Genomic DNA, 22,844 nt, shown 5'->3' on the forward strand with positions numbered 1-22,844 from the left:
CCCCAGCAGCCGCAGACGTGCGAGCCGAGACCCAGCAGCCGCAGACGCGAGAAGGGATCCACCCGTGCTCGACCACCTGATCAAGGGCGCCACCGTGGCGGACGGCACCGGCGCGCCCTCCTACGTCGCCGACGTCGGCATCCGGGACGGCCGGATCGTGGCCATCGCCGAGCCCGGGACCGTCACCGAACCGGCGCGGTCCGCCGAGGACGCCACCGGGCTCGTCCTCGCACCCGGGTTCGTCGACCCGCACACCCACTACGACGCCCAGCTTTTCTGGGATCCGTACGCCACCCCCTCCATGAACCACGGCGTGACCACCGTCGCGGGCGGCAACTGCGGCTTCACCCTCGCCCCGCTCAACCCCGACCGGCCCGGCGACGCCGACTACACCCGGCGGATGATGAGCCGGGTCGAGGGCATGTCGCTGGTGGCGCTGGAGCAGGGCGCGCCCTGGAACTGGCACGGCTTCGGCGAGTACCTGGACGCGCTGGAGGGCCGGATCGCCGTCAACGCGGGCTTCATGGTGGGGCACTGCGCGCTGCGCCGCCATGTGATGGGCGAGGACGCGATCGGCGGACAGCCCACGCCCGCGCAGTTGGAGGAGATGCTGCTCCTCTTCCACGAGGCGATGGACGCGGGGGCGTGGGGGCTGTCCACCACCCAGTCCTCGACCCACTCGGACGGGGACGGACAGCCGGTCGCCTCCCGTCACGCGGGGCCCGAGGAGCTCCTGGCGCTCTCCCGGGCCGTCGGCGAACACGAGGGGACGCAGATCGAGGCGATCGTGGCGGGCTGTCTCGACCAGTTCGCCGACGAGGAGATCGATCTGCTGGTGGAGATGAGCGCGGCCGCCGGCCGCCCGCTCAACTGGAACGTCCTGACCGTCGACGCGGCCGTCCCCGAGCGGGTGCCGCGCCAGCTCCAGGCCAGCGAACGGGCCCGTAAGGCGGGCGGCAGGATCGTCGCGCTCACCATGCCGATCCTCACCCCCATGAACATGTCGCTCGGCACCTTCTGCGCGCTGAACCTCATCCCGGGCTGGGGCGACATCCTGGGGCTGCCGATCCCGGAGCGGATCGCGAAGCTCCGCGACCCGGACGTACGGGCGGAGATGCTGCGCCGCGCGAGCAGCCCCGAAGCCGGGGTCTTCCGCCGGCTCACCCACTTCGGGCGGTACGTCATCGGCGACACCTACAGCGCGGCCAACGCCGGGCTGACCGGCCGGGTCGTCCGCGACATCGCCGCCGAGCGCGGCCAGGAGGACTTCGCCGCACTGGTGGAGATCTGCGCCGCCGACGAGATGCGCACGGTGCTGTGGCCCATGCCGACCGACAACGACCCGGCGAGCTGGGAGCTGCGACAGCGCACCTGGGAACACGAGGACGTCATGCTCGGCGGCTCGGACGCGGGGGCCCATCTGGACCGGATGTGCGGCGCCCCGTACACCACCCGGTTCATCGGCGACTGTCTGCGCGGGCGGAAATTGGTCGGCCTGGAGCGGGCGGTACGGATGCTGACGGACGATCCGGCGCGGCTGCTCGGGCTGCGCGAACGCGGCCGGATCGCCGAGGGCTACCACGCCGACCTGGTCCTCTTCGACCCCGAGCGGATCGACGCGGGCCAGGCGCGGCTGGTACACGACCTGCCGGGCGACAGCCCGCGGCTGGACTCGCGGGCGATGGGGATCGTGAGCGTCCGGGTGGGCGGCACCGAGACCATCCGGGACGACGAGATCACCGGCGCGGTGCCGGGACGGGTGCTGCGGTCGGGCCGGGACACGGAGACGGTGAGCACGAGGGGTTGAGCCGATGGCACGCGCGGCCCTGATCACGGGCGCCTCACGCGGTATCGGCCTGGCGGTGGCGAAGGCGCTGACGGCGGACGGCGCCGCGGTGTGCCTCACGGCGCGGAACCCGAAGGAGCTGGCCGAGGCCGTACGCCGCCTCGGTCCGCGCGCCATCGCCTGCCCCGGGGACGTGGCGGACCCGGCGCACCTGGAGGCGGCCGTGGCCCGCACCCTCGAGGAGTTCGGCCGCCTCGACATCCTGGTCAACAACGCGGCCACCAACGCCCCGCTGGGCCCGCTGATGACCGTGGACCCGCTCGCCTGGCGCATGGCCTTCACGGTCAACGTGGAGGCCCCGTTGCGGCTGATCCAGGCAGCATGGCGCGGCTGGATGCGCGACCACGGCGGCGCGATCGTCAACATCTGCACCGAAGGCACCCACGGCGTCGGCCCGGGCGTCGGCGCCTACGGCACCGCCAAGACCGCCCTCCTCCGCCTCACCCGCCAGCTCGCCGCCGAACTGGCCCCGTCGGTCCGCGTCAACGCCGTCTCCCCGGGGCTGGTCCGCACCGAGATGGCCCGCTTCGTCTGGGAGCCCGGCGAGCGGGAGATCGCCGCGGCGCTTCCGCTGGCCCGGATCGGCGAACCGGAGGACGTGGCGCGCGCGGTCCGCTGGCTGGTCTCGGACGAGGCGTCCTGGATCACCGGCACGGACCTGGTGGTCGACGGCGGCCGCCGGGTCCGCGCGGCGCGGCCTATCGGCTGACGGGGTCCCTCTGCTGGCACGGCAGGGGAGCGGCCCCTGTCCCTGGACCGGGGGTCAGCCCCTTCCTGTCCCTGGACCGGGTGTCAGTCGTTCGCCGGTGGCGTCAGTCCGTGGCGGTGGAGGAAGGCGTCCACGAGTCGGTCGGTGAACTCCTGGCCGACGGCTTCGTCGGTCACCAGCACCCGGTAGTAGACGGGGCCCAGGAGCTGGTCGGTCTCGGCCGTCAGGTCCAGGCCGGGCGGCAACTCCCCGCGCTCCATGGCCCGTTCCAGCGGGAGGCGGTCGCGGCGGCGCTGGTCGTCGAGGTACCGGGACCGGAAGTCCCGGGCGAACGCCGGATCGTGCTGCGCCTGGGCGACCAGGGCCTTGAAGACGGCGCCGGAGTCGGACGCGCTGAGGAACCCGGCCAGGTCGCGCAGATAGCCGCGCAGATCCAGGGCGAGATCACCGCGGTCGCGCACGGGCAGGTCCTCGGCCACGTCCTGGAGGAAGGCGTCCATGAGGATGTCGGTCTTGGTGCTCCACCAGCGGTAGATCGTCTGCTTGGCGACCCCGGCCCGGGTGGCGATCCCCTCCATCGTGACGCCCGCGAAACCCCTCTCGGCCAGCAGGTCGTCGGCCGCGTTCAGCACCGCCAGCCGGGCCTGTTCGCTGCGTCCGTGCCGGTTGCCGTGGTGGCGTGGTGCCGGTCGGCCGGTGCCGCTCGTCCCGGCGGTCTGTGTCGCGCGTGCCATCTCGCCTCCCCGAGATCTCAGGATAACCACCCTCCCTCGCGCCATCCCTTCTAGACAAGACGCAACGTCGCGTCTACTCTAAACCCATGACAGTCACTCACACGCTTGCCGACCCCCGGGTCGAGACCGCCATCAGCCGGATGTTCGAGCTGGCCGAGCAGGACGGGACCGCCCAGGCGGAGCTGCCGCCCGGCGCAGTGGAATCGCTGGCCCCGCAGGAGCTGGCCGACGCCGCGGCCAGGATCTACATGCCGATCTCCGCCGAGGGCGGGAAGCTGCTCTACAACCTGATCCGCGCCATCCGCCCGGCCACGGTGGTCGAGTTCGGCATGTCCTTCGGGATCTCCACGCTCCATCTGGCCGCCGCCGTGCGGGACAACGGCACCGGGCGCGTCATCACCACGGAGATGAGCAAGGAGAAGATCGCCGCGGCCCGCCGCACCTTCGCCGAGACCGGGCTGGACGACGTGATCACCGTGCTGGAGGGGGACGCCCGGGAGACCCTCGCCGACCTCGATGGCTCCGTGGATCTCCTGCTGCTCGACGGCTGGAAGGACCTGTGCCTGCCCGTGCTGCGGATGCTCGAACCGCGTCTGCGGCCCGGCACCCTCGTCGTGGCCGACGACGTCGACCAGGGCGAGGGCCTCCTGCGGTCGTATCTCGACTACGTACGCGACCCGGCGAACGGCTACCAGAACGTCACCTTCCCCATCGAGGACGGCATGGAGATCAGCTGCCGCCTCTGAGCCGGGGGACCGGCCCGTCGGCCGGTGGGCGATCACCGGCCGACCCCGAAGACCGCCGGCGGCCCGCTCGGGCCGCCGGCACGATCCGTCCGCGGCAGGCCGTCGCGGACCTCTCCGAAAGAGCACTGACATGCAGGTATTCATCACCGGAGCGACCGGGTGGATCGGCTCGGCCGTGGTCGACCACATGCTCGACGCCGGGCACGAGGTCACCGGCCTCGCCCGCTCGGACGCCTCCGCCGCCGCGCTCGAGGCCAAGGGCGCCCGGGTGCTCCGCGGCGACCTCGACGATCTCGACGGCATCCGCTCCGGCGCCGACGCCGCCGATGCCGTCGTCCACCTCGCCAACAAGCACGACTTCGCCAACCCGGCGGTGAACAACCAGGCCGAGCGCGGTGCCGTACAGACCATCGGCGAGGCCCTCGCGGGCTCTCACCGGCCGTTCATTCTCGCCGCCGGCCTGGCCTCCCTCGCTCCCGGCCGCGTGGCCACCGAGGAGGACCGCTCCCCGTTCCACGGCATCGATTCGATGCGCGCCGGCGGCGAGAACCTCGCGCTGGAGTTCGTGGAGCAAGGCGTCAACACGGTCGTCGTGCGCTTCGCCCCCACCGTGCACGGCGATGGTGACCGGGGATTCATGGCCGGGCTGGTGGCGACGGCACGCGCCAAGGCCGTCTCGGCCTATATCGAGGACGGGGGCAACCGCTGGGCGGCGATCCACCGCGGTGACGCCGGGCGCATCGTGCAACTCGCCCTCGACAAGCGGGCCCCGGCCGGCACCATCCTGCACGCCACGGCCGAGACCGGCATCCCGGCCCGCGACATTGCCGGGGCCATCGGGCGCGGACTCGGCCTGCCGGTCGTCTCCGTCCCGGCCGATGGCGCTGGTGAGCACTTCGGCTGGCTGAACAAGTTCTTCGGAGCGGACATGGCCGCGAGCAGTGACGCCACCCGCGCGCTGCTCGGCTGGGCACCCGGCGGCCGCACCCTCGCCGAGGACCTCGACAGCGGCTGCTACTACCGCTGACCGAGCGGCGGCGGACGGTGTGGCGCGTGCGCCCGGACGGCTCCGGCGGCCGGAGAGCCGTCAGTGGTCGCCGAAGCTGTCACTGCTCGCCGAAGCCGTCCGTGCTCGCCGAAGCCGTCAGCGCCCGCTGAAACCGTCAGTGGTCGCCGAGCCAGATCGGGTTCGTCATCGCCGCCATCGGGCCCGGTATCCCCGACGCCCCGCCGTCCGCCGGGGCGTGGCGCACCTCGGCGCGCACATAGGCCGCGTAGGACGCCGTCGTACGCCATTCGGCCGTGAGCGTCCCGGAGTCGGGGACCGCCGTCCCGTAGAGCTGGCCCTGGTCGGTGATGAACCGCACCGAGCAGCCCGGGCCCACGCCGGAGACCTTCAGCCGGACCGTCACCTCCTCCGCGCCGCCGACCTTCAGGCGCTCGCCGATACCGGCGTGCTTACCGCGCCCGCCGACCGCCTCGAAGGTGAGGTCGATCTTCGAGGACTCGGCGATCCAGCTCCGGCCGGCCCGGATGCCTTCCTGGAGGGCGGTGCGGGACAGGTCGTCGGCCAGCACCACCGTCTGCGGCAGGCCCACGACCTGGGGCTCGCGGTGGGCGTCGCTGTGGCCGACGGCGGGCAGCCAGCGGCCCTCGCCCCGGGAGGCGGCGACCAGGGTGTTGTCCCACTCGGAGATGGTGACCTCGTCGTCCGGGGTGAAGTCCGCGTTCCACACCTCGACCGCGTCGGCCTCGTTGAAGCCGAACTTCCAGTTGCAGCCGACACAGGTGCCGTGCGGATGGGCCGGGATCACCAGGCCGCCGGCCTGCCGGACCTTGCGGGCGAACTGGCCGAAGCGGTTGTCCCGGGCGCGGTAGCGCCAGTCGATGAAGGTGCCGGGGTCGGTGCCGAGGGCGACCACATGGCCGTTACGCGTGGTGATCTCCTCACCGGTGAGGATCAGCAGGTCATCGCCCCACAGACCCTCGAACGCGGCATGCGCCGACGTGGTGTTGTGCTCGGTGGTGGTGATGAAGTCCAGCCCCGCGGCACGGGCGGCGGCGACCAGCTCGGCCGGGGTGCGCTTGCCGTCGGAGTGCACGGTGTGCAGATGCGAGTCGCCCCGGTACCAGGCGCGGCCCCGGCCCTTCGCCCGCTGCGGCGGGTACACCGGCTTCGGGGTGGTGCCGGGCGCGCCGTACCGCAGGGTGACGGTGACCGTGTAGTCCAGGCCCTGGGGGGCGACCGTGTACGGCCCCAGCACGACATGCCAGGTGCCCGCCTTCACGGGCCCCGCCAGATAGCCGGGCGTCGCCTCCTCGGCGCTGATGGCGAACTCCGCACGGGCCCCGCCGGACCAGCCGCGGAAGCCGCGCCCGCCCAGCTCCGTGCCGCGCTCGTCGAAGATGCCGATATCGCAGGCGTTCCCCTGCGTGCCGGCCGGGACGGTCGGCTTGTCGTACGTGTACGACACGGCGATCTCGCGCACCCCGCGCGGCACCTCGACGGGCACATAGACGAAGTCCGGCGCGCCGGTGGGCAGATGGCCGCTGAGGGTCTTCGTCTGCTCAGGGTCGTCGGCCGGGCCGGCCGCTTCGGCGTGGGTGAAGGTCATGGGATCGAGTGTCAGCACACCCGCCGCGCCCGCAAGCGCGGAGAGCCTGAGTACATCGCGTCGCTGCATGAGGGACCCCCCAGAGTCGAGAGTGCCGTCCGACACCCGCGTGACACCGTTGTACGCGTGGGTGACACGCGCGGAAAGCCCTGTGGATAACTCCATGGCCACGAGGGAACGTACATCCCCCCGCACCGCCTCCGTCCCTCTCGCGCGGCGCTCCGCACCACGCCAAGTCCCGTCCGGGCAACGGCCGTCGGCACCCGCCGCGTGCAGCCCGCACGTTTCACGGTGTCCTATTCCCGCCCACGGCCCGCGGCAGCCGTGATCAGACCCACAAAACCGCAGGCCCGGGCCGTCTGGCGGTGTCACACACCGCTCGTATGCTCGGAGGATGACCACGAGCGCGCAGGGAAACGAACCGGCTGCCCCGACTGGCTCCGCCGCCCCCACAGCCAACGCGATGCGCCGTGCACTCAAGCGCGCCCGCGACGGCGTGGCGCTGGACACCGCCGAGGCGGCGGTGCTGCTCCAGGCGCGCGGTGACGACCTGAAGGATCTGATGGCCTCCGCCGCCCGGGTCCGCGACGCGGGCCTGGAGGCGGCCGGCCGCCCCGGGGTCATCACCTACTCGCGCAGCGTCTTCATCCCGCTCACCCGGCTGTGCCGGGACAAGTGTCACTACTGCACCTTCGCGACCGTGCCCGGCAAGCTGCGCCGCGCGGGCCACGGGATGTTCATGTCGCCCGACGAGGTCCTCGCCATCGCCCGCCGGGGCGCCGAAATGGGCTGCAAGGAAGCGCTGATCACCCTCGGCGACCGCCCCGAGGACCGCTGGCCCGAGGCGCGCGCATGGCTGGAGGCCGAGGGGTACGACGACACCATCGCGTACGTACGGGCCATGGCGATCCGCATCCTGGAGGAGACCGGCCTCCTGCCGCACCTCAACCCCGGCGCGATGACCTGGACCGACTTCCAGCGGCTCAAGCCGGTCGCCCCTTCCATGGGCATGATGCTGGAGACCACCGCCGAGCGGCTGTGGAGCGAGCCCGGCGGCCCCCACTACGGTTCGCCCGACAAGGAGCCGGCGGTAAGGCTGCGCGTTCTGGAGGACGCCGGGCGCAGCTCCGTCCCGTTCACCAGCGGGCTGCTGATCGGGATCGGCGAGACGCAGGAGGAGCGGGCGGAGTCGCTGTTCGCGCTGCGCCGCGTCTCCCGCTCGTACCACGGCATCCAGGAAGTCATCATCCAGAACTTCCGCGCCAAACCGGACACCGCGATGCGGGGGATGCCGGACGCGGAGCTGGACGACCTGGTGGCCACCGTCGCCGTCGCCCGCCACATCCTGGGCCCGTCCGCCTGCATCCAGGCTCCGCCCAACCTGGTCGACGCGGAGTACGAGCAGCTCATCGGCGCCGGTATCGACGACTGGGGCGGCGTCTCCCCGCTCACCCCGGACCATGTCAACCCCGAGCGTCCCTGGCCCCAGGTGGACGAGCTGGCCGAGCGCTCCGCCGCCGCCGGCTTCAGCCTGCGCGAACGGCTCGCGGTCTACCCCGAGTACATCCAGCGCGGCGAGCCCTGGCTGGACCCCCGGCTGCTGCCGCATGTGACCGCCCTCGCCGACCCCGGGACCGGCCTGGCCCGCGAGGACGCGACCCCCACCGGACTGCCCTGGCAGGAGCCGGAGGAGGCGTTCAGCGCCTCCGGCCGCACCGATCTGCACCACACCATCGACACCGAGGGCCGCACCGGTGACCGCCGTAAGGACTTCGACGAGGTCTACGGCGACTGGGAGGCGCTGCGCGAGGCCGCGGCCCCCGGGATGGTCCCCTCCCGCATCGACGGCGACATCAAGGCCGCGCTGGCCCAGGCCGCCGACGACCCGACCAAGCTGACCGACCCCGAGGCGCTGGCCCTGTTCCACGCCGACGGCCCGGCGCTCGACGCCCTGTGCCGCATCGCCGACGATCTGCGCCGGGCGGCCGTCGGCGACGACGTCACCTACATCGTCACGCGGAACATCAACTTCACCAATGTCTGCTACACCGGCTGCCGCTTCTGCGCCTTCGCCCAGCGCCGTACGGACGCCGACGCCTACACCCTCTCCCTGGACCAGGTCGCCGACCGTGCCCAGCAGGCATGGGACGTGGGCGCGGTGGAGGTCTGCATGCAGGGCGGCATCCACCCCGATCTGCCCGGCACCGCGTACTTCGACATCGCCCGCGCCGTCAAGGAGCGCGTGCCCGGGATGCATGTCCACGCCTTCTCCCCGATGGAGGTCGTCAACGGCGCGACCCGCACCGGGATGTCCATCCGCGAATGGCTGACGGCGGCGCGCGAGGCGGGCCTGGACACCATTCCCGGCACGGCGGCCGAGATCCTGGACGACGAGGTGCGCTGGGTCCTCACCAAGGGCAAGCTGCCGACCGCCACCTGGGTCGAGGTCGTCAAGACGGCGCATGAGCTGGGGGTGCGGTCCTCGTCCACGATGATGTACGGCCATGTGGACCAGCCCCGCCACTGGCTGGCCCATCTGCGGCTGCTCGCCGAGATCCAGCAGGAGACGGGCGGCTTCACCGAATTCGTCACCCTCCCCTTCATCCACACCAACGCCCCCGTCTACCTCGCCGGTATCGCCCGCCCCGGCCCCACCAGCCGCGACAACCGCGCCGTCACGGCCATGGCGCGGATCCTGCTCCACCCCCATATCCCCAACATCCAGACCAGCTGGGTGAAGCTGGGCGCGGAGGGCGCCGCCGAGATGCTCCGCTCCGGCGCCAACGACCTGGGCGGCACCCTTATGGAGGAGACCATCTCCCGTATGGCGGGCTCCTCCTACGGCTCCTACCGCTCCATCCAGGACCTGGTGGCCATCGCCGAGCTGGCCGGACGCCCCGCCCGCCCCCGCACCACCACCTACGGCGCCGTCCCCGAGGACCGTCAGGCCGCGGCCCTCGCCTCGGACGGCCATCTGCCGGAGCTGCTCCCGGTGCTGGGGGACTGACCCCGGCTCACGGTCGGACCGAGCCCGGCTCAGGGTTCGGGGGCGCGCCGCGCGGATACGCTGCCATGGGAAGCGGGGGGAAGGGGGCACCCATGGCAGAGCGGCGTCCGACGATTCGGGAGCTGATCCGGCAGCGGCGCCGGTTCGTGGGGCGGCGGCAGGAGCTGGCCGCGTTCCGGGAGAACTTCGCGGTGCCGCCCGAGGATGCCGCACACCACTTCCTGTTCCATGTGCGCGGCGACGCCGGGGTGGGCAAGACGACGCTGCTGCGGCAGCTCGAGAACACCGCGCGGGAGCACCGGGCGCTCACCGCCTCCGTGGACGAGTCCGTGAACAGCGTCCCCGAGGTGATGGCGGCCATCAGCGCCCAGTTAGCCGAGCAGGGCCATCCGCTGAAGTCCTTCGACAGGCTGCTGGCGACCTACCGGCGGCGGCGCCACGAGGCCGATGCGGCGGCGCAGCAGCCCGCGCCGCGGCCTTCGGAGGAGGCGGCGGCGGGCGAGCCCCGGCCGTCGCCGTCGAGCGCGTTCGCCGTCCGGGCGGGGCTGGTCGGGCTCGGCATGGTGCCGGGCGTCGGGGCGTTGGCCGGGGCGGCGGAACCGGACCGGGTCGCCCAGGCCGCCGACCGCGCGCGGGCCAAGCTCAGCGCCCGCTTGCGCAGCCATGACGACGTGGACCTGGTGATGTCGCCCCTGGACGCCCTCACCCCCGCGTTCCTGAAGGACGTGGGCGAGGTGGCCGCGTCCGTGCCCTGGATGGCGTGGTTCTTCGACACCTATGAGCGCACCAGTCCGCTGCTGGACCTGTGGCTGCGCGATGTGATGTTCGAGGGCCGCTACGGCTCGCTCCCGGCCAATGCGGTGGTGACGCTGGCCGGACAGGGCACGCTCGCCCCGCGGTGCTGGGCCGACTACGCCGACCTCGTCGCCGACCTCCCCCTGGTCCCCTTCACCGAGACGGAGGCCCGGCAGCTCCTGACCGCCAAGGGCGTGGTCGACGAGCAGGTGGTCGAGGTCGTCCTCCGTCTCACCGGAGGGCTGCCCGTGCTGGTGTCCATGCTGGCCGAGACCCGGCCGACCACCCCCGAGGCCGTGGGCGACCCCTCCGGCACCGCCGTCGAGCGCTTCCTGAAGTGGGTGAGCGACGAGACCCACCGCTCGGCCGCCCTGGCCGCGGCCCTGCCCCGGCGCCTGGACGAGGACGTCTTCGCAGCCGCGGTGGGGGAGGAGGCGGCCGAGCTCTACGGCTGGCTCCGCTCACTCCCGTTCGTGGCCGACGGCTCCGGCCGCTGCGGCTACCACCAGGTCGTCCGCACGGCCATGCTGCGGCTCCAGCGCAACCAGTCCCCGCAGGCGTGGCGCACCCGTCATCTCCGGCTGGCCGATGCCTTCGCGGGGTGGCAGCGGCAGATCGAGGAGACGCTGGAGGGCGACCAGAAGTGGGAGCACGAGCGATGGCTGGACTATCGGCTCGAGGAGGCTTACCACAGGCTGTGCGCGACTCCGGAGGGAGCCCTGCGGGATGAGCTGCGGGCTTATGCGCGCGCGTATCTGAGCTGGTCGCCGGTGTCCTGGGAACGCCGCTGGAAGCGGATGCTCGTCGAGGCGGGGCAGGACACGGGCAGCGAGGCGGTCCGCATATGGGGCGAACGTCTGCTCGCGCAATCCTCGATGAGGGACCTGGCGCGGAGCATGACGCTGCTGATCGATGAGGTCGGGCCGGATGATCAGGCCCGGGCCATGGCCTTCGCGCGCCGCGGCTTGATCCGCGCGGAGATGAACGAGTGGGAGGAGGCACTGGCGGACGCGGAGCGGGCGCTGGAGCTGGACGCCGACTGCGCTCGTGCTCACGCGGTCCGCGGTGAGGTGTACTGCCACATGGGGAGTTACGACCGGGCGGTGGAGAGTTATGACCGGGCCCTGCGGGTGGACCCCGAATACGCCTGGGTCCTCGCCCGGCGGGGTGAGGCATATGCCCTCCTCGGGCGGTTCGAGGAGGCGTTGGCCGACCTCCGCCGTTCCTTGGAGCTGAACGATGGGAATGCGCAAGCCGTAACCACCCGTGCCCTGGTCCACTATGCCTTGGGGGACTTCGAGGGGGCGTTGGCGGATTTCACCCGAGCGCTGGAGATCAGACCCGAGTCGGCCTGGGCTCATCAGGAGCGTGCCAAGGCCTATCGGCTGCTGGGGAGACATGAGGAGTCGCTCGCAGATGCCGAGCGGGCCATCGAACTCGGCGCCGACTACGCGGCGTTCGACCACGTACAGGCTCTCCGCCTCCTGGGGCGCTTCGACGAGGCCCTGATCGCGGTCGACCGGTGTCTGGCCTCCGCCCCCGACGACAAGAGGATGCTCGCCGAGCGCGGTGAGCTGTACCGGATGACGGACCGCGTCGAGGAGGCGCTGACGGACTTCAACCGGGTCCTGGACATGGATCCGTCCTATGTCTTCGCGCTGGACAGCCGGGGGCTGATCCATGAGGACGCCGACCGGCCGGACGAGGCGCTGGCCGACTTCGGCACCGCGATCGCGAGCGACCCCCACTTTTTCTATGCCCTGGATCATCGAGGGACCTTGCATCTGCGCCTCGGCAACGACGAGGCCGCCCTTGCCGATCTGGACCGGGCCCTCGTGCTCCTCCCGGACCAGCCGTCGGTCCTGTGGGCCAGGGCCGAGTGCCACCGCCGGGCAGGCCGCCGCGCCGAGGCGCTCGCGGACCTCGAACGGGCGTGGGCCCTGGAAGGTGACGACCTCGAACTGGCCTTCGAATACACGGTTCTGGTGAGCCAGGTGGCCGGGCTCACCGAAGCTCGGGAGCGGTGGACCGCCTTCGAGAGGCTGCTGGCGGAGAACGGCGACGAGTGGGATACCGAGACCGTGGTGGCCGCCACGGTCATCAGTAGAGCCGCCCTCGGTGACCGGGCCGGGGCCGAGCGATCGCTGGCGGAGCTGTCCGCCACGCAGCCGTGCTGGGAGACCGTGGACGAAGCGGTTGGGGACCTGGACGACCTCGCCCAGTGTCCCGGGGTCGACCCCGCCCTGCTCGCCACCCTCCGCGCGCCGCTCGCCGAGCTCCGCGCGGCCCTGGACCCCGGCCCGGAGGGCGCTCGGATAAGCGCTCAGGGCGCACACGACATTCGGTGAGGGAATTCGCATTTTCGGAATGCGTCCATCCGTCGTCTTCTCGGTGATGACGCCTTCACAATCCTCGGCGGCCAAGAGGCGATCATTCGGTGTCCATTACAGTTCAAAGACAGTTCAGGGCCATTCACGCAGCGAAGAAAAGAGGCATAGGTCGTGACCGCAACCGCCAGCGCAGCGACCGGCGTATGGGGCCGCGCCGAACAGCAGGACTTCCGCAGCCGGGTGCGCGGCTGTCTGCTCGGCGGGGCCATCGGGGACGCGCTGGGGGCGGCCGTCGAGTTCGCCTCGCTGGACGAGATCAGGGCGGCGCACGGAGCCGAGGGCGTGACGGACTTCCTGCCCGCCTATGGCGGTCGCGGACGGGTCACCGACGACACCCAGATGACCCTGTTCACGGTGGACGGGCTGATACGGGCGCAGGTGCGCCGTGACACGGGGGCCTGGCATCCGCCCACCGACATCCACTCCGCACACCGCCGCTGGTACTCCACGCAGCGCGACTGGGGCCCCGATGAGCGCCGTAAGGACGCCGGCTGGCTGGCCCGCGAGGAGTGGTTGTACGCCCAGCGCTCCCCGGGCCGGGCCTGTATCACCGCGCTCGCCGACGAGACCATGGGCACCCTGGAGGCGCCCAAGAACCCCGACTCCAAGGGATGCGGCGCCGTGATGCGCTCCGCGCCCTTCGGACTGCTGGTGGGCTGGGAGCCGCAGCTTGTCTTCCAGCTGGCCATCGAGTGCGCGGCGCAGACCCACGGCCACCCCACCGGCTATCTCGCGGCCGGTGCCTTCGCCCTCATCGTGCACGGCCTCGCGCGCGGCGAGGCGCTGGACGGAGCCGTCCAGCGTGCCCTCGCCCATCTGGCCACCCGCCCCGGCCACGAGGAGACCACCAACGCGCTGCGGTACGCGCTGGGCGCCGTACGGCAGGGCCTGCCGACCCCCGAGCGCGTCGCGTCCCTGGGCCAGGGCTGGACCGGTGAGGAGGCCCTGGCGATGGGCCTGTACTGCGCCCTGGTCGCCGAGGACGTCCGCCACGGGCTGCTGCTCGCGGTCAACCACGGTGGGGACAGCGACTCCACGGCGGCCATCTGCGGCAATCTGCTGGGCGCGCTGCACGGCGAGACGGCGCTGCCGCCCGCCTGGCTGGCGGAGGTCGAGGGGCGCGGCACGATCCTGGAGCTGGCCGACGACTTCGCCATGGAGATGACCCAGGGCCCCGCGCTCCACGGCCCGGGCAGCTCCTCCCCGGCCTGGCTCACCCGCTACCCGCGCGCGTAGGTCCGCTCCGGCCGCCGCGGCGCCGCATCCGTACCGGCGGTGGCCATCTGCCGCCCTACGGTCCCGCTCCCCTCCCAGGGACGCCTTACGGCGCGCAGGGTCAGATACGCGGCCACGCCCAGGAAGGCGATGCCGATCAGCGGATAGACGGCGGTGAGGAGCATCTGGGCGGGGTTCTGGTGGAGTTCCACCCGGGTCGGCCTGCTGTGGGGCGCGTACCAGACCATGAAGGAGTAGAACAGCAGCCCGGTCACCACCGTCCAGGCCGTCCAGCCCGCGGTACGCCGCCGCACCGCCTCCACCGCGAGCAGCAGGACCATCGGGACGGCCCACACCCAGTGGTGCGACCAGGAGACCGGGCTGACCATGAGGGCGGTCACCGCGCAGGTCAGGGCGGCCCAGGCGCGGGCGTTCGGCAGCCGGCTGTCGTCGGTCAGCTGGGCGGCGACCGCCGTGGCCAGGCCCACACAGCCCACCAGCGCGGCCGCCATGAGCCACCACAGGCCCGGGTCGGGGGTGTGCAGGATGCGGGCGAGGGCGCCCTTGAGGTTCTGGTTGCCCGCGCCCTCGACATCGCCGGGGCGGTCGGTCGCGAAGAGGACCTCGGTCCAGAAGCGCCGGGAGTCATGCGGCAGCGCCAGAGCCGAGAACGCGACCGTAAGGGCGAAGGCGGCGGTCGCGACGGCCGCGCGCCGCAGATGGTCGTTCTGGAAGCGCCGTCGCGGCGGCCCGCTGCCGGGCACGGCTCGCCTCCGGGCCGCCCCGGCCGCCCACAGCCGGCGGAGGCCGAGGAACAGTCCGGCGAGCCCCAGGAAGACCACGAAGAGCCCCGGGGTCAGCTTGATCCCAGTGGCTATGCCGGTCCCGAGCCCCGCCCAGCGGTGGCCCGCCCGGCGGGTCAGATCCCACAGCACCAGCGCCGTGACCAGCAGATTGATCTGCCCGTAGCGCAGGGTCGTCCACACCGGCTCACACCACACCGCGACGGCGGCCAGGGCCAGGACGGCGGCCGGTCGCGGCACCCGGGCGGGCAGATCGATCAGCCGCAGCGACAGATGGGCGACAGCGACCATCAGGCCGAGGTTGACGGCCGTCCCGAAGGTCCGCAGGACGCCCGTGCCCATCACGGTGAGCGGGGTGAAGATCAGCGCCGCGAACGGTGGATAGGTATTGGGGAGATTGTGTTGAGTCGCCCGCATGTCATACAGATCCTGGGCATTGCGTACGGACCATCCCTCGGCGCGATAGACCAGCAGATCGACCATCGACACCTGGGCGGCCCGCTGCGCGATCCAGAACCCGGTGAAGGAGAGCAGGCAGAAGACCGCCGCACACAGCACCGGCCGGCGCAGTACGAAGGCGCGGGCCCGGTGGATCCGGGAGTCGGTGATCGTCTGTATGGCGGTCACGGGGGCTCCAGAGGTCCCTGGGGACCGCGGCTCGGTCGGGGCGGGGCGAGTCGGGTCCGGGGTGGTGCGATCGGTGGCGGTCGGCTCGGACGGCCGCCCATCCTACGTTCCGGATGTGGATGCCAGGTGGAGGAGAGGTTGCCTGAACAGCATGGATCTTCCGAACGCCACTCCCGCACCACATTCCACTTCTGCCCCGCCGCCGGGGCCGGGCCGACCGTAAGGCGGCCGCCCCCAGGGCCGTTGGCCGTAAGGTGGCCGCCCCCGGGACCGCCGGCCGTAAGGTGGGCCGGTGCCTGCCTCCGCCGCCGTCATACGTGATGCGAACCACACCGACCTGGGCGCCATCGCCGCGATCTTCAGCCACTACGTCAACGAGACCGTCGTCACCTTCGAGGAGGTCCCGCCCACCGTCGACGACTGGGCGCGGCGGCTGGCGGAGTTGACCGACCGGGGCCTGCCGTTCCTGGTCGCCGAGGTTCCCGAAGGCACCGGCCGTACGGTCGCCGGATACGCCTACGCCGGGCCCTGGCGCCCCAAGCCCGCGTACCGCCACACCGCCGAGGACGCCATCTACCTCGCCCCCGGCCGGACCGGCGCGGGGCTGGGGGCCGCGCTGCTCGGCGCCCTGCTCACCCGCTGTGCCGAGGCGGGCGTACGGCAGGTCGTCGCGGTCATCGCCGACGCCGGCAGCGACGCCTCGGCCACCCTCCACCGGCGCTTCGGCTTCACCCCGGCGGGCAAACTGGCCGGTGTCGGCCGTAAACACGGGCGCTGGATCGACACCCACCTCATGCAGTGCGATCTGACGACCGGCACGGACCCGCAGACGGAACCGGGCCGCCGGTCACCCCGCGATGGGTGGTGACCGGCGGCCCGGATCATGGCCGCCGCGCGGAGGGCGTCAGTCCGTGGCGCCCGCGACCGACTTCTGGCCGGTCGCGCCCTGCTCGGGCTCCGACAGTGCGGCGCTCGCCGAACCCGGCCCGTCGTCATCCGAGTTGAGCGAGGCGAGGATGGCATCGCGCTCCGGGGTGTCCTCCGGCTTGATGTAGCCGATGACGATGAAGAGCACGAGCGAGACCGCGAGCGGGACGGAGATCTGGTACTCCAGGTTCACGCCTCCGTCGATCGCGTCGTTGATCGGGTAGTTGACCAGGTAGAAGGCGATCAGACCCATGGCCCAGCTGACCAGCGCCGCCGTCGGCCCCGACTTGCGGAAGGCGCGCAGCATGCCCAGCATCAGCGGGATCGCGATCGGCCCCATCAGCCCGGCGACCCATTTGATCACCACGGTGATGATGTCGCCGAAGAAGTCCGAGTTGACCTGGGTGGCGATGGCCATGGACAGGGCGAGGAAGAGCAGGGTGGTGTAGCGGGCCGCGAGCAGCCCGGTGCGGGAGGACCATTCCCGGACGGACTTGAAGATCGCGGGCATGATGTCCCGCGTCACCACCGCCGCGATCGCGTTGGCGTCCGAGGAGCACATCGCCATGGTGTGCGAGAAGAAGCCGACGATGACCAGGCCCAGCAGACCGTGCGGCAGCAGGTGTTCGGCCATCTCGGCGTAGGAGTCGGCGGGCTTGTCGGTCTTGATGATCAGGGGCGCGACCCACATGGGGAAGAACAGGACCAGCGGCCACACGAACCACAGGATGGCCGACAGGCGGGCCGAGCGCTTGGCGGAGTGGGCGCTGTCGGTCGCCATGTAGCGCTGCGCCTGGTTCCACATGCCGCCGTTGTACTCGAACGTCTTGATGAAGAGGTAGGCGAGCAGGAAGATCAAGGTGTACGGGCCGACGGTCGGCTCGTGGTGGCTGTCGGGGAGGTCGTCCCAGACGGTCCAGAGGGTGGAGAAGCCGTCCAGCTCATTGAGCACCGCGATCAGCATCGCGATGCCCGCGATGAACTGGATGATGAACTGGCCGAGTTCGGTGAGCGCGTCGGCCCACAGCCCGCCCACCGTGCAGTAGATGGCGGTGACCACGCCCGTGATCAGGATGCCCTGGTTGAGCGAGACGCCGGTGAAGATGGACAACAGGGTGGCGATGGCCGCCCACTTGGCGCCCACGTCGACGATCTTCAACAGCACCCCGGACCAGGCCAGCGCCTGCTGGGTGGGGAGGTTGTAGCGGTTCTTCAGGTATTCGAGCGGTGAGGCCACCTTCAGCTTGCTGCGCACCCGGTTGAGGCGCGGAGCGAAGAGGTTGGCGCCGATCGCGATGCCGATGGCGATCGGGAAGGACCAGGTGACATAGGAGGTGATGCCGTATTGGTAGGCGATGGCCGCGTATCCCGTGAACATCACCGCGCTGTAGCCGGACATGTGGTGCGAGATTCCGGACAGCCACCAGGGCATCTTGCCGCCGGCGGTGAAGAAGTCGCTGACGTTGTCCACGCGCTTGTGCGACCAGAGGCCGATGCCGACCATGACACCGAAGTAGCCGATCAGTACAACCCAGTCGAGACTGTTCATGTCCCCTCCAGGGGTCCGCCATATGAACGGGAGCGCACTTCGCCGCGACGTTCGTCATGGGCGGTTCCCCCGAGCGGGAGCGGGGTACTTCCGGGATTGAACCGCTCGTTCGGGTGACCGGTCAAGGGTTCTACGGGTCACGAGTGTGAACACAGGTCAGAAAGAAGAACGAATTTACTCTTTCTTGACCTGACGGGGCGTTGTCGTTCGCCTGTTCGTGAACCCACGATGAGCGGGCACTTCGTCAGACGCACGCCCACCGAACGATGGGTCGTACGGGAGCGGGATCCCGAAAGGCCGGACAGGAGTCGCGCTAACGCATCAGCTCACCGGCGTTCACCAGCAACGACTGTCCAGTGATCGCCCGGGCCCGGTCGGAGGCCAGGAACGCCGCGGCCTCCGCCACATCCCCGTCCGTCGCCAGCTCGGGCAGGGCCATCCCATCCGTGAGCCGGGCCAGCACCTCGGCCTCGCTCACCCCCTCGGTCTGTGCCGTGAAGGCCACATACGCGCGCACCGGCGGCCCCCACATCCAGCCGGGCTGCACGGTGTTGACGCGTATCCGGTGCGGACCCAGCTCGCGCGCGAGCGCGTACATGGTGGAGGTCAGCGCGCCCTTGGAGGCGGCGTACGCGGTCTGGCGCACCTTGGTGGGGGCGGCGGACGACGACTGGGTGCCGATCAGCACGACCGAGCCGCCGTTCCGTTTGAGCGCGGGCAGACAGGCGCGGGTCATCCGTAGCGTCCCGAAGAGATTGATGTCCACCACCCGGGCCCAGGACGTGAAGTCGGCGTCCTCCAGCCCGCCGAAGTGGCTGTCCAGCGCGGCCACATGGACGACGGCGTCGATCCGGCCGAAGCGGTCCACGGCGAGCGCGGCGAGGGCCTCGCACTGCTCCTCGTCCGCGATGTCGGTCGGCCGCCAGGCGGTGCGCTCACCGCCCGGATCGACCTCCTCCGCCACCTTCGGCAGCCGCTCCTCGGTTCGCGCCCCCATCACCACCCGGGCCCCGTCCCGGACGCACGCGGCCACCACCCGGGCCCCCAGCCCGGGCCCGACCCCGGAGACGACGACGGTCTTGTCCTGCAGCGGCATGGCGGCACCTCCCGTAGCTGGCGTCGCGTCAGATTAGGGGTGCGGCCCTCGGATGGCCAGAGCGCGGCAGCGCCCAGGCTCCGGCGGAAGGCCACTCCCGGCCATGCTGTCGCCGTCCGAATCCGCGCACTTGATACGGACAGCCCCCTCCCCAACTGACGCCGCGTCAGCTAAACCTGGGGGGCATGACAAGCGACGCGTACGCGGAACTGGCCTCCGTCGGCCCGTACGGAGTGCGCCCGGGGCATGCCCTGATCACGATGGTCGAGCCGCATCCGGGCCATGAGTACGCCTACAACCGCTGGTACGAGGACGACCACTTCATCGCGGGCGCGATGGCCATGCCGTGGATCTACGCGGGCCGCCGCTGGGTCGCCACCCGTGAGCTGCAGCTTCTGCGCTATCCGGAGAAGTCGGCGATCGCCCGGCCGGTGACCGCCGGCTGCTACCTCTCCGTCTACTGGCTCACCGAGGGGCGCTACGCGGACCATATGCGGTGGACGGTCGGGATCAACAAGCGGCTGCTCCGGGACGGGCGGGTCTACCAGGACCGTACGCATGTCTTCACGGCCTTCCAGGACCACGAGGCCACCGTCTACCGGGACGGGGCCGCCGGTCCGCGCGATCACCACGCGCTGGACCACCCCTATGCCGGGCTGGCGCTGGAGGTGATCGAGACCGAGGGCCCGGAGCAGCGGGAGGAACTGCTCACCTGGCTCCGGTCCAGACATCTGCCGCGCCGGCTCGCGGGCTCGCCCGCCGCGATGGTCACGGTCTTCCGGCCGACCCCGCTGCCCTCGGACCGGATGGCGTATGTGAAGCAGGTCGAGGGGGTCGACACCCGGCTGACCCTGCTCTGGTTCCTGCAGTCCGATCCCCGGGAATGCTGGGAGCGCTGTTTCTCCGGTCTCGATGGTGAGGTGGCCGATGCCGGACTCGGCCGGGTGGAATTCATGGCGCCGTTCATTCCGACGATTCCCGGTACAGACCAATACGTGGCAGAACTCCGCTGAAGCGGCGACACCGGAATGCGCCGGAAACGCCTTGAGCCCTCTCGGCAGGGACGGCGACCGGTCGAGAGGGCTCGGGTACAGGCTTGCGGCCCTGCGCCGCCGACCGCGCTACCGCGGCCGGGTGTCAGGTCAATCAGCCGAGGTCGAAGGCGCCGCGGCTGACGTCGGACACAAAGGCCGACCACGATGCGGGGGCGAAGCTGAGCGTCGGTCCCTGGGGGTCCTTGGAATCGCGCACGGCGATCTCGCTGGTGACCGGGGAGGCGATTTCCACGCAAGCGCCGTTTCCGGCCGAGTACGAGGATTTCACCCACATGCTCGTCTTTCCCTGCTGAATGGACACGATTGCTCCGATGCTTTTTGTCGATGAGAGGCGCCCCCGATTGGAGGCGTCACCGACGTTACTCGGCAACATCGTCCGGAAAGCGGGCCGTTCACTCGACCGGGTGGCATATTCCCGTGGCCCCTTCCGCGGCACGGAGCGGAGGTGTAGCCTCCGCCCCTCATCGTTCGCACCGGAGCGTTTCCGCCCCCCGTCAGTCCGCCGGGGCCGCCTCGCCCTCCTCCTGGTGCCGGCGGGCGTGTTCCTGGGCCATCTCGGTGATGAACTGGCGGCTCTGATCCGCGTTCAGCGCCTGGGCCCGCAGATGCTCGTACATCATGCTGTAGCTCTGCACATCGCTGAGCTTCTCCAAATACAGGTCGCTGGTCACGCCCTCGAGATAGACGACGCTGGTGTCCGACTCGTCCGAGAACTCCAGGATGGTGAACTGCCCGCTCATCCCCGGATGCGACCCCATGTCGAACGGAAGTGCCTGGACCGTCACATGGGGCTCGTGGCTCATCCGGACCAGATAGTCCAGCTGATCGCTCATGATCTTCGAGTTGCCGACCACCCGGCGCATCGCCGCCTCGTCCACGACCGCCCACAGCCGCAGCGGGGCCAGCGGATCGGTGATCCGCTCCTGGCGCCTGAGCCGGACCTGGACCCGCTGGGCGATCTGGTCCTGCGGGGCCTCCGGGAGGGCGCCGCTGATCACCGCCTCCGCGTAATCCGGTGTCTGCAAGAGGCCGGGCAGCACCTGGGGTTCATAGACCCGCAGGGACGCCGCGTCCGTCTCGAAACCGATGTAGACGCTGTACGGCACATCGCCGAAGGCGTTCCACCAGCCCTGCTGGCGCGACTCCTTCGCCATTTGCATCAGGGAATCAACCAGCGCCTTGTCCTCCACCTTGTAGGTGCGGCACAGGTCGCGCACATCGCGCTGGCTGATGCTGCGGCGCCCGTTCTCCAGTCGGCTGATCTTCGACTGGGAGACCATCAGCTCCTCCGCCACCTCCTCCGCCGTCATGCCCTTCTCCTGGCGGAGTCTGCGCAGCTCCTGGCCCAACCGGCGTCGCCGGACAGTGGGGCCGACGTTCGATGTCACAGGACGTGCACCTCCGGCTTCGTACTGCTGATTTCTGCTGTTCAGCAGCCTGCCACTACCGGACGGGAGCGCGCTGGGAAATGGCCGCACAAAGGCGGCCGCACCACGGTGGACGAACGCGCGCGCGGGGCGGTGGGACGGCCGGTCGTCCAAATCGGCCGTCCCACCACCCCGCGCGCTTCAGCGGCTCCCGAACCGGGTCAGTGGGGACTGCGGTGCGGTCGGTGGAGCGTGTGTGGTGCTTGTGCTCGGTGCTGCCCGGAGCCGGACGGTGGCGCTCCGCCCCGGACGGTGCCGGGAACGGTCTCCGCCGCCCCGCTGACGGGCTGCTGGTGCGTTCGACGGGCTGGTTGTACGTGGTGGTGCGGTAGTGCCCCGAAGGGGCCTCAGCGCGCTCCGACGCGGGCCATGCTCCCGCGACGGGACGGCTGGGCCGGAACGCCGGCCGCGGGCTCCACCGCAGCGCCTGTTCCCGCCTGTCGGCCCGGGGCCGGTGCGCGCCGTGGCTGCGCCGCGACACCGTTCTGCACGTCCATCACGGCGTGCGCCACGAGACCGCCCATCGGGTCGTGCCGGATCAGATCCCGGAGCCTGGAGCGCGAGGAGCGCCCCTCGTTCCCGGGATACAGATGCTTGCCGAGCCCGACCGCGTGGGCCAGGGCGGCGAGCGCGGCGGTCCGCGGGTCCGGCGGTACGCCGGTGCGGATCGCGCTGTCCAGCCGGGCCTTGATCTCCCGGCTGATCGCCGTGTCCGTCGCCTGGTAGCGAGTCGTCGGCAGTACGCCACACATCTGGCCCGCCACGGCATGCACCATGCCGCAACGCTCCAGGTGCGTGAGGTACGTCTGGCGCAGCCCCAGTCGGGGCCCGCCGATCCAGTGGACCGCGCGCACCGGGCTGCCGCGTCGGCGCAGCAACTCCAATGCGGAGTCCAGAGTCGGATCTCCGGTCGGCCGTGGCAGCACCACGGCGATACGATCCCCGTCAGGGGCTATCCGTCCGGCCAGGGCCAGCTCTACTAGCTGTGCCCCGGCAAGACCCAGGTCGAGCGACTGCGGCTGCGCCGTGGTACCCGTGGTCGGGTCCAAAGCGAGCAGCAGAAGCTCCTCCGGAATTGTTCTGCGGCTCCTGCCCATCCATGCCTCCCCGCGTGGATGAATGACAGGGTGACCCCTCTCACATTGGTCTGTCGAGAGTGCCTGGGGGGTTTGGGTGGGAACCAGTAGGTATGTCTTTCTCGTCTAGCGGGTGGGCGGGCACCTGAGGACGCTCTCCGGCTGTGGCGTTGCACCATCGCATGCCGGACACACAGGACACTGGTAGAGCTTGGGCTGCGGGACGT

Annotated in this window: 17 protein-coding genes; 9 read left to right on the top strand and 8 right to left on the bottom strand. The window is 71.1% G+C overall.

What is annotated here, in order from left to right:
* Positions 1-64 precede the first annotated feature (64 nt).
* Together J5X86_RS06665 and J5X86_RS06670 are read left to right on the top strand one after the other, a co-directional pair.
* Positions 65-1,807 (top strand): amidohydrolase family protein, encoded by a 1,743-nt coding sequence (locus tag J5X86_RS06665; RefSeq protein ID WP_208515845.1) that lies wholly within the window; start codon positions 65-67, stop codon positions 1,805-1,807.
* 4 nt (positions 1,808-1,811) lie between these two features.
* Positions 1,812-2,555, top strand: coding sequence for an SDR family oxidoreductase (locus J5X86_RS06670; protein ID WP_208515846.1), 744 nt, complete (start codon positions 1,812-1,814; stop codon positions 2,553-2,555).
* An 83-nt stretch (positions 2,556-2,638) separates the two neighbouring features.
* On the opposite strand, the gene J5X86_RS06675 is transcribed toward J5X86_RS06670, so the two are convergent.
* A complete protein-coding gene (locus J5X86_RS06675) occupies positions 2,639-3,289 on the bottom strand; it encodes a TetR/AcrR family transcriptional regulator (protein ID WP_208515847.1) in 651 nt (216 codons plus the stop codon).
* An 86-nt stretch (positions 3,290-3,375) separates the two neighbouring features.
* Between J5X86_RS06675 and J5X86_RS06680 the strand changes: the two genes are divergently transcribed.
* Together J5X86_RS06680 and J5X86_RS06685 are read left to right on the top strand one after the other, a co-directional pair.
* Positions 3,376-4,035: an O-methyltransferase gene (locus J5X86_RS06680; RefSeq protein ID WP_208515848.1), complete on the top strand. Its 660-nt coding sequence runs from the start codon at positions 3,376-3,378 to the stop codon at positions 4,033-4,035.
* A gap of 130 nt (positions 4,036-4,165) precedes the next feature.
* A complete protein-coding gene (locus tag J5X86_RS06685) occupies positions 4,166-5,062 on the top strand; it encodes an SDR family oxidoreductase (RefSeq protein ID WP_208515849.1) in 897 nt (298 codons plus the stop codon).
* 136 nt (positions 5,063-5,198) lie between these two features.
* On the opposite strand, the gene J5X86_RS06690 is transcribed toward J5X86_RS06685, so the two are convergent.
* Positions 5,199-6,719: a CehA/McbA family metallohydrolase gene (locus tag J5X86_RS06690; RefSeq protein ID WP_208515850.1), complete on the bottom strand. Its 1,521-nt coding sequence runs from the start codon at positions 6,717-6,719 to the stop codon at positions 5,199-5,201.
* A 325-nt stretch (positions 6,720-7,044) separates the two neighbouring features.
* On the opposite strand from J5X86_RS06690, the gene J5X86_RS06695 reads away from it, so the two are divergent.
* The 3 genes from J5X86_RS06695 to J5X86_RS06705 all read left to right on the top strand — a co-directional run bounded on the left by J5X86_RS06695 (position 7,045) and on the right by J5X86_RS06705 (position 14,078).
* Entirely contained in the window at positions 7,045-9,657 is a 2,613-nt protein-coding gene (locus J5X86_RS06695; protein WP_208515851.1) for a bifunctional FO biosynthesis protein CofGH, read from the top strand.
* Positions 9,658-9,749: 92 nt separating this feature from the next.
* Entirely contained in the window at positions 9,750-12,800 is a 3,051-nt protein-coding gene (locus J5X86_RS06700; protein ID WP_208515852.1) for a tetratricopeptide repeat protein, read from the top strand.
* 153 nt (positions 12,801-12,953) lie between these two features.
* The gene (locus tag J5X86_RS06705) at positions 12,954-14,078 is read left to right on the top strand and encodes an ADP-ribosylglycohydrolase family protein (protein WP_208515853.1); all 1,125 of its coding nucleotides are present in this window, start codon (positions 12,954-12,956) and stop codon (positions 14,076-14,078) included.
* Here the strand turns inward: J5X86_RS06705 and J5X86_RS06710 are convergent.
* Positions 14,063-15,487, bottom strand: coding sequence for a glycosyltransferase 87 family protein (locus J5X86_RS06710; protein WP_208515854.1), 1,425 nt, complete (start codon positions 15,485-15,487; stop codon positions 14,063-14,065). The genes J5X86_RS06705 and J5X86_RS06710 overlap by 16 nt on opposite strands.
* Positions 15,488-15,779: 292 nt before the next feature.
* On the opposite strand from J5X86_RS06710, the gene J5X86_RS06715 reads away from it, so the two are divergent.
* On the top strand, positions 15,780-16,355 hold the full coding sequence (locus tag J5X86_RS06715) for a GNAT family N-acetyltransferase (protein WP_208515855.1): 576 nt from the start codon (positions 15,780-15,782) through the stop codon (positions 16,353-16,355).
* 36 nt (positions 16,356-16,391) lie between these two features.
* On the opposite strand, the gene J5X86_RS06720 is transcribed toward J5X86_RS06715, so the two are convergent.
* Positions 16,392-17,963 carry a sodium:solute symporter family protein gene (locus J5X86_RS06720; RefSeq protein WP_208515856.1) on the bottom strand — a complete coding sequence of 524 codons (1,572 nt, stop codon included), beginning with the start codon at positions 17,961-17,963 and terminating at the stop codon, positions 16,392-16,394.
* Positions 17,964-18,276: 313 nt separating this feature from the next.
* Positions 18,277-19,059, bottom strand: a complete 783-nt coding sequence (locus tag J5X86_RS06725; RefSeq protein WP_208515857.1) for an SDR family oxidoreductase — start codon at positions 19,057-19,059, stop codon at positions 18,277-18,279.
* A 185-nt stretch (positions 19,060-19,244) separates the two neighbouring features.
* Between J5X86_RS06725 and J5X86_RS06730 the strand changes: the two genes are divergently transcribed.
* On the top strand, positions 19,245-20,072 hold the full coding sequence (locus J5X86_RS06730) for a hypothetical protein (protein WP_208515858.1): 828 nt from the start codon (positions 19,245-19,247) through the stop codon (positions 20,070-20,072).
* A gap of 133 nt (positions 20,073-20,205) precedes the next feature.
* Here the strand turns inward: J5X86_RS06730 and J5X86_RS06735 are convergent, their stop codons facing one another.
* From J5X86_RS06735 to J5X86_RS06745, 3 genes are all read right to left on the bottom strand, one after another.
* Entirely contained in the window at positions 20,206-20,415 is a 210-nt protein-coding gene (locus J5X86_RS06735) for a DUF397 domain-containing protein (protein WP_078643029.1), read from the bottom strand.
* A 193-nt stretch (positions 20,416-20,608) separates the two neighbouring features.
* Positions 20,609-21,502, bottom strand: coding sequence for a helix-turn-helix transcriptional regulator (locus J5X86_RS06740; RefSeq protein ID WP_014054303.1), 894 nt, complete (start codon positions 21,500-21,502; stop codon positions 20,609-20,611).
* Between the two features lie 386 nt (positions 21,503-21,888).
* Positions 21,889-22,638, bottom strand: coding sequence for a GPP34 family phosphoprotein (locus J5X86_RS06745; RefSeq protein ID WP_078643030.1), 750 nt, complete (start codon positions 22,636-22,638; stop codon positions 21,889-21,891).
* Between the last annotated feature and the right edge of the window lie 206 nt (positions 22,639-22,844).

This window comes from Streptomyces sp. NEAU-YJ-81 (genome assembly GCF_017592595.1).
GTDB classification, from domain to species: Bacteria; Actinomycetota; Actinomycetes; order Streptomycetales; family Streptomycetaceae; genus Streptomyces; species Streptomyces hygroscopicus_B.

Coding starts and splice junctions, on each gene's coding strand:
- J5X86_RS06670 (WP_208515846.1), top strand. CDS start 1,812: ATGGCACGCGCGGCCCTGATCACGGGCGCCTCACGCGGTATCGGCCTG.
- J5X86_RS06675 (WP_208515847.1), bottom strand. CDS start 3,289: ATGGCACGCGCGACACAGACCGCCGGGACGAGCGGCACCGGCCGACCG.
- J5X86_RS06680 (WP_208515848.1), top strand. CDS start 3,376: ATGACAGTCACTCACACGCTTGCCGACCCCCGGGTCGAGACCGCCATC.
- J5X86_RS06685 (WP_208515849.1), top strand. CDS start 4,166: ATGCAGGTATTCATCACCGGAGCGACCGGGTGGATCGGCTCGGCCGTG.
- J5X86_RS06690 (WP_208515850.1), bottom strand. CDS start 6,719: ATGCAGCGACGCGATGTACTCAGGCTCTCCGCGCTTGCGGGCGCGGCG.
- J5X86_RS06695 (WP_208515851.1), top strand. CDS start 7,045: ATGACCACGAGCGCGCAGGGAAACGAACCGGCTGCCCCGACTGGCTCC.
- J5X86_RS06700 (WP_208515852.1), top strand. CDS start 9,750: ATGGCAGAGCGGCGTCCGACGATTCGGGAGCTGATCCGGCAGCGGCGC.
- J5X86_RS06720 (WP_208515856.1), bottom strand. CDS start 17,963: ATGAACAGTCTCGACTGGGTTGTACTGATCGGCTACTTCGGTGTCATG.
- J5X86_RS06725 (WP_208515857.1), bottom strand. CDS start 19,059: ATGCCGCTGCAGGACAAGACCGTCGTCGTCTCCGGGGTCGGGCCCGGG.
- J5X86_RS06730 (WP_208515858.1), top strand. CDS start 19,245: ATGACAAGCGACGCGTACGCGGAACTGGCCTCCGTCGGCCCGTACGGA.
- J5X86_RS06745 (WP_078643030.1), bottom strand. CDS start 22,638: ATGGGCAGGAGCCGCAGAACAATTCCGGAGGAGCTTCTGCTGCTCGCT.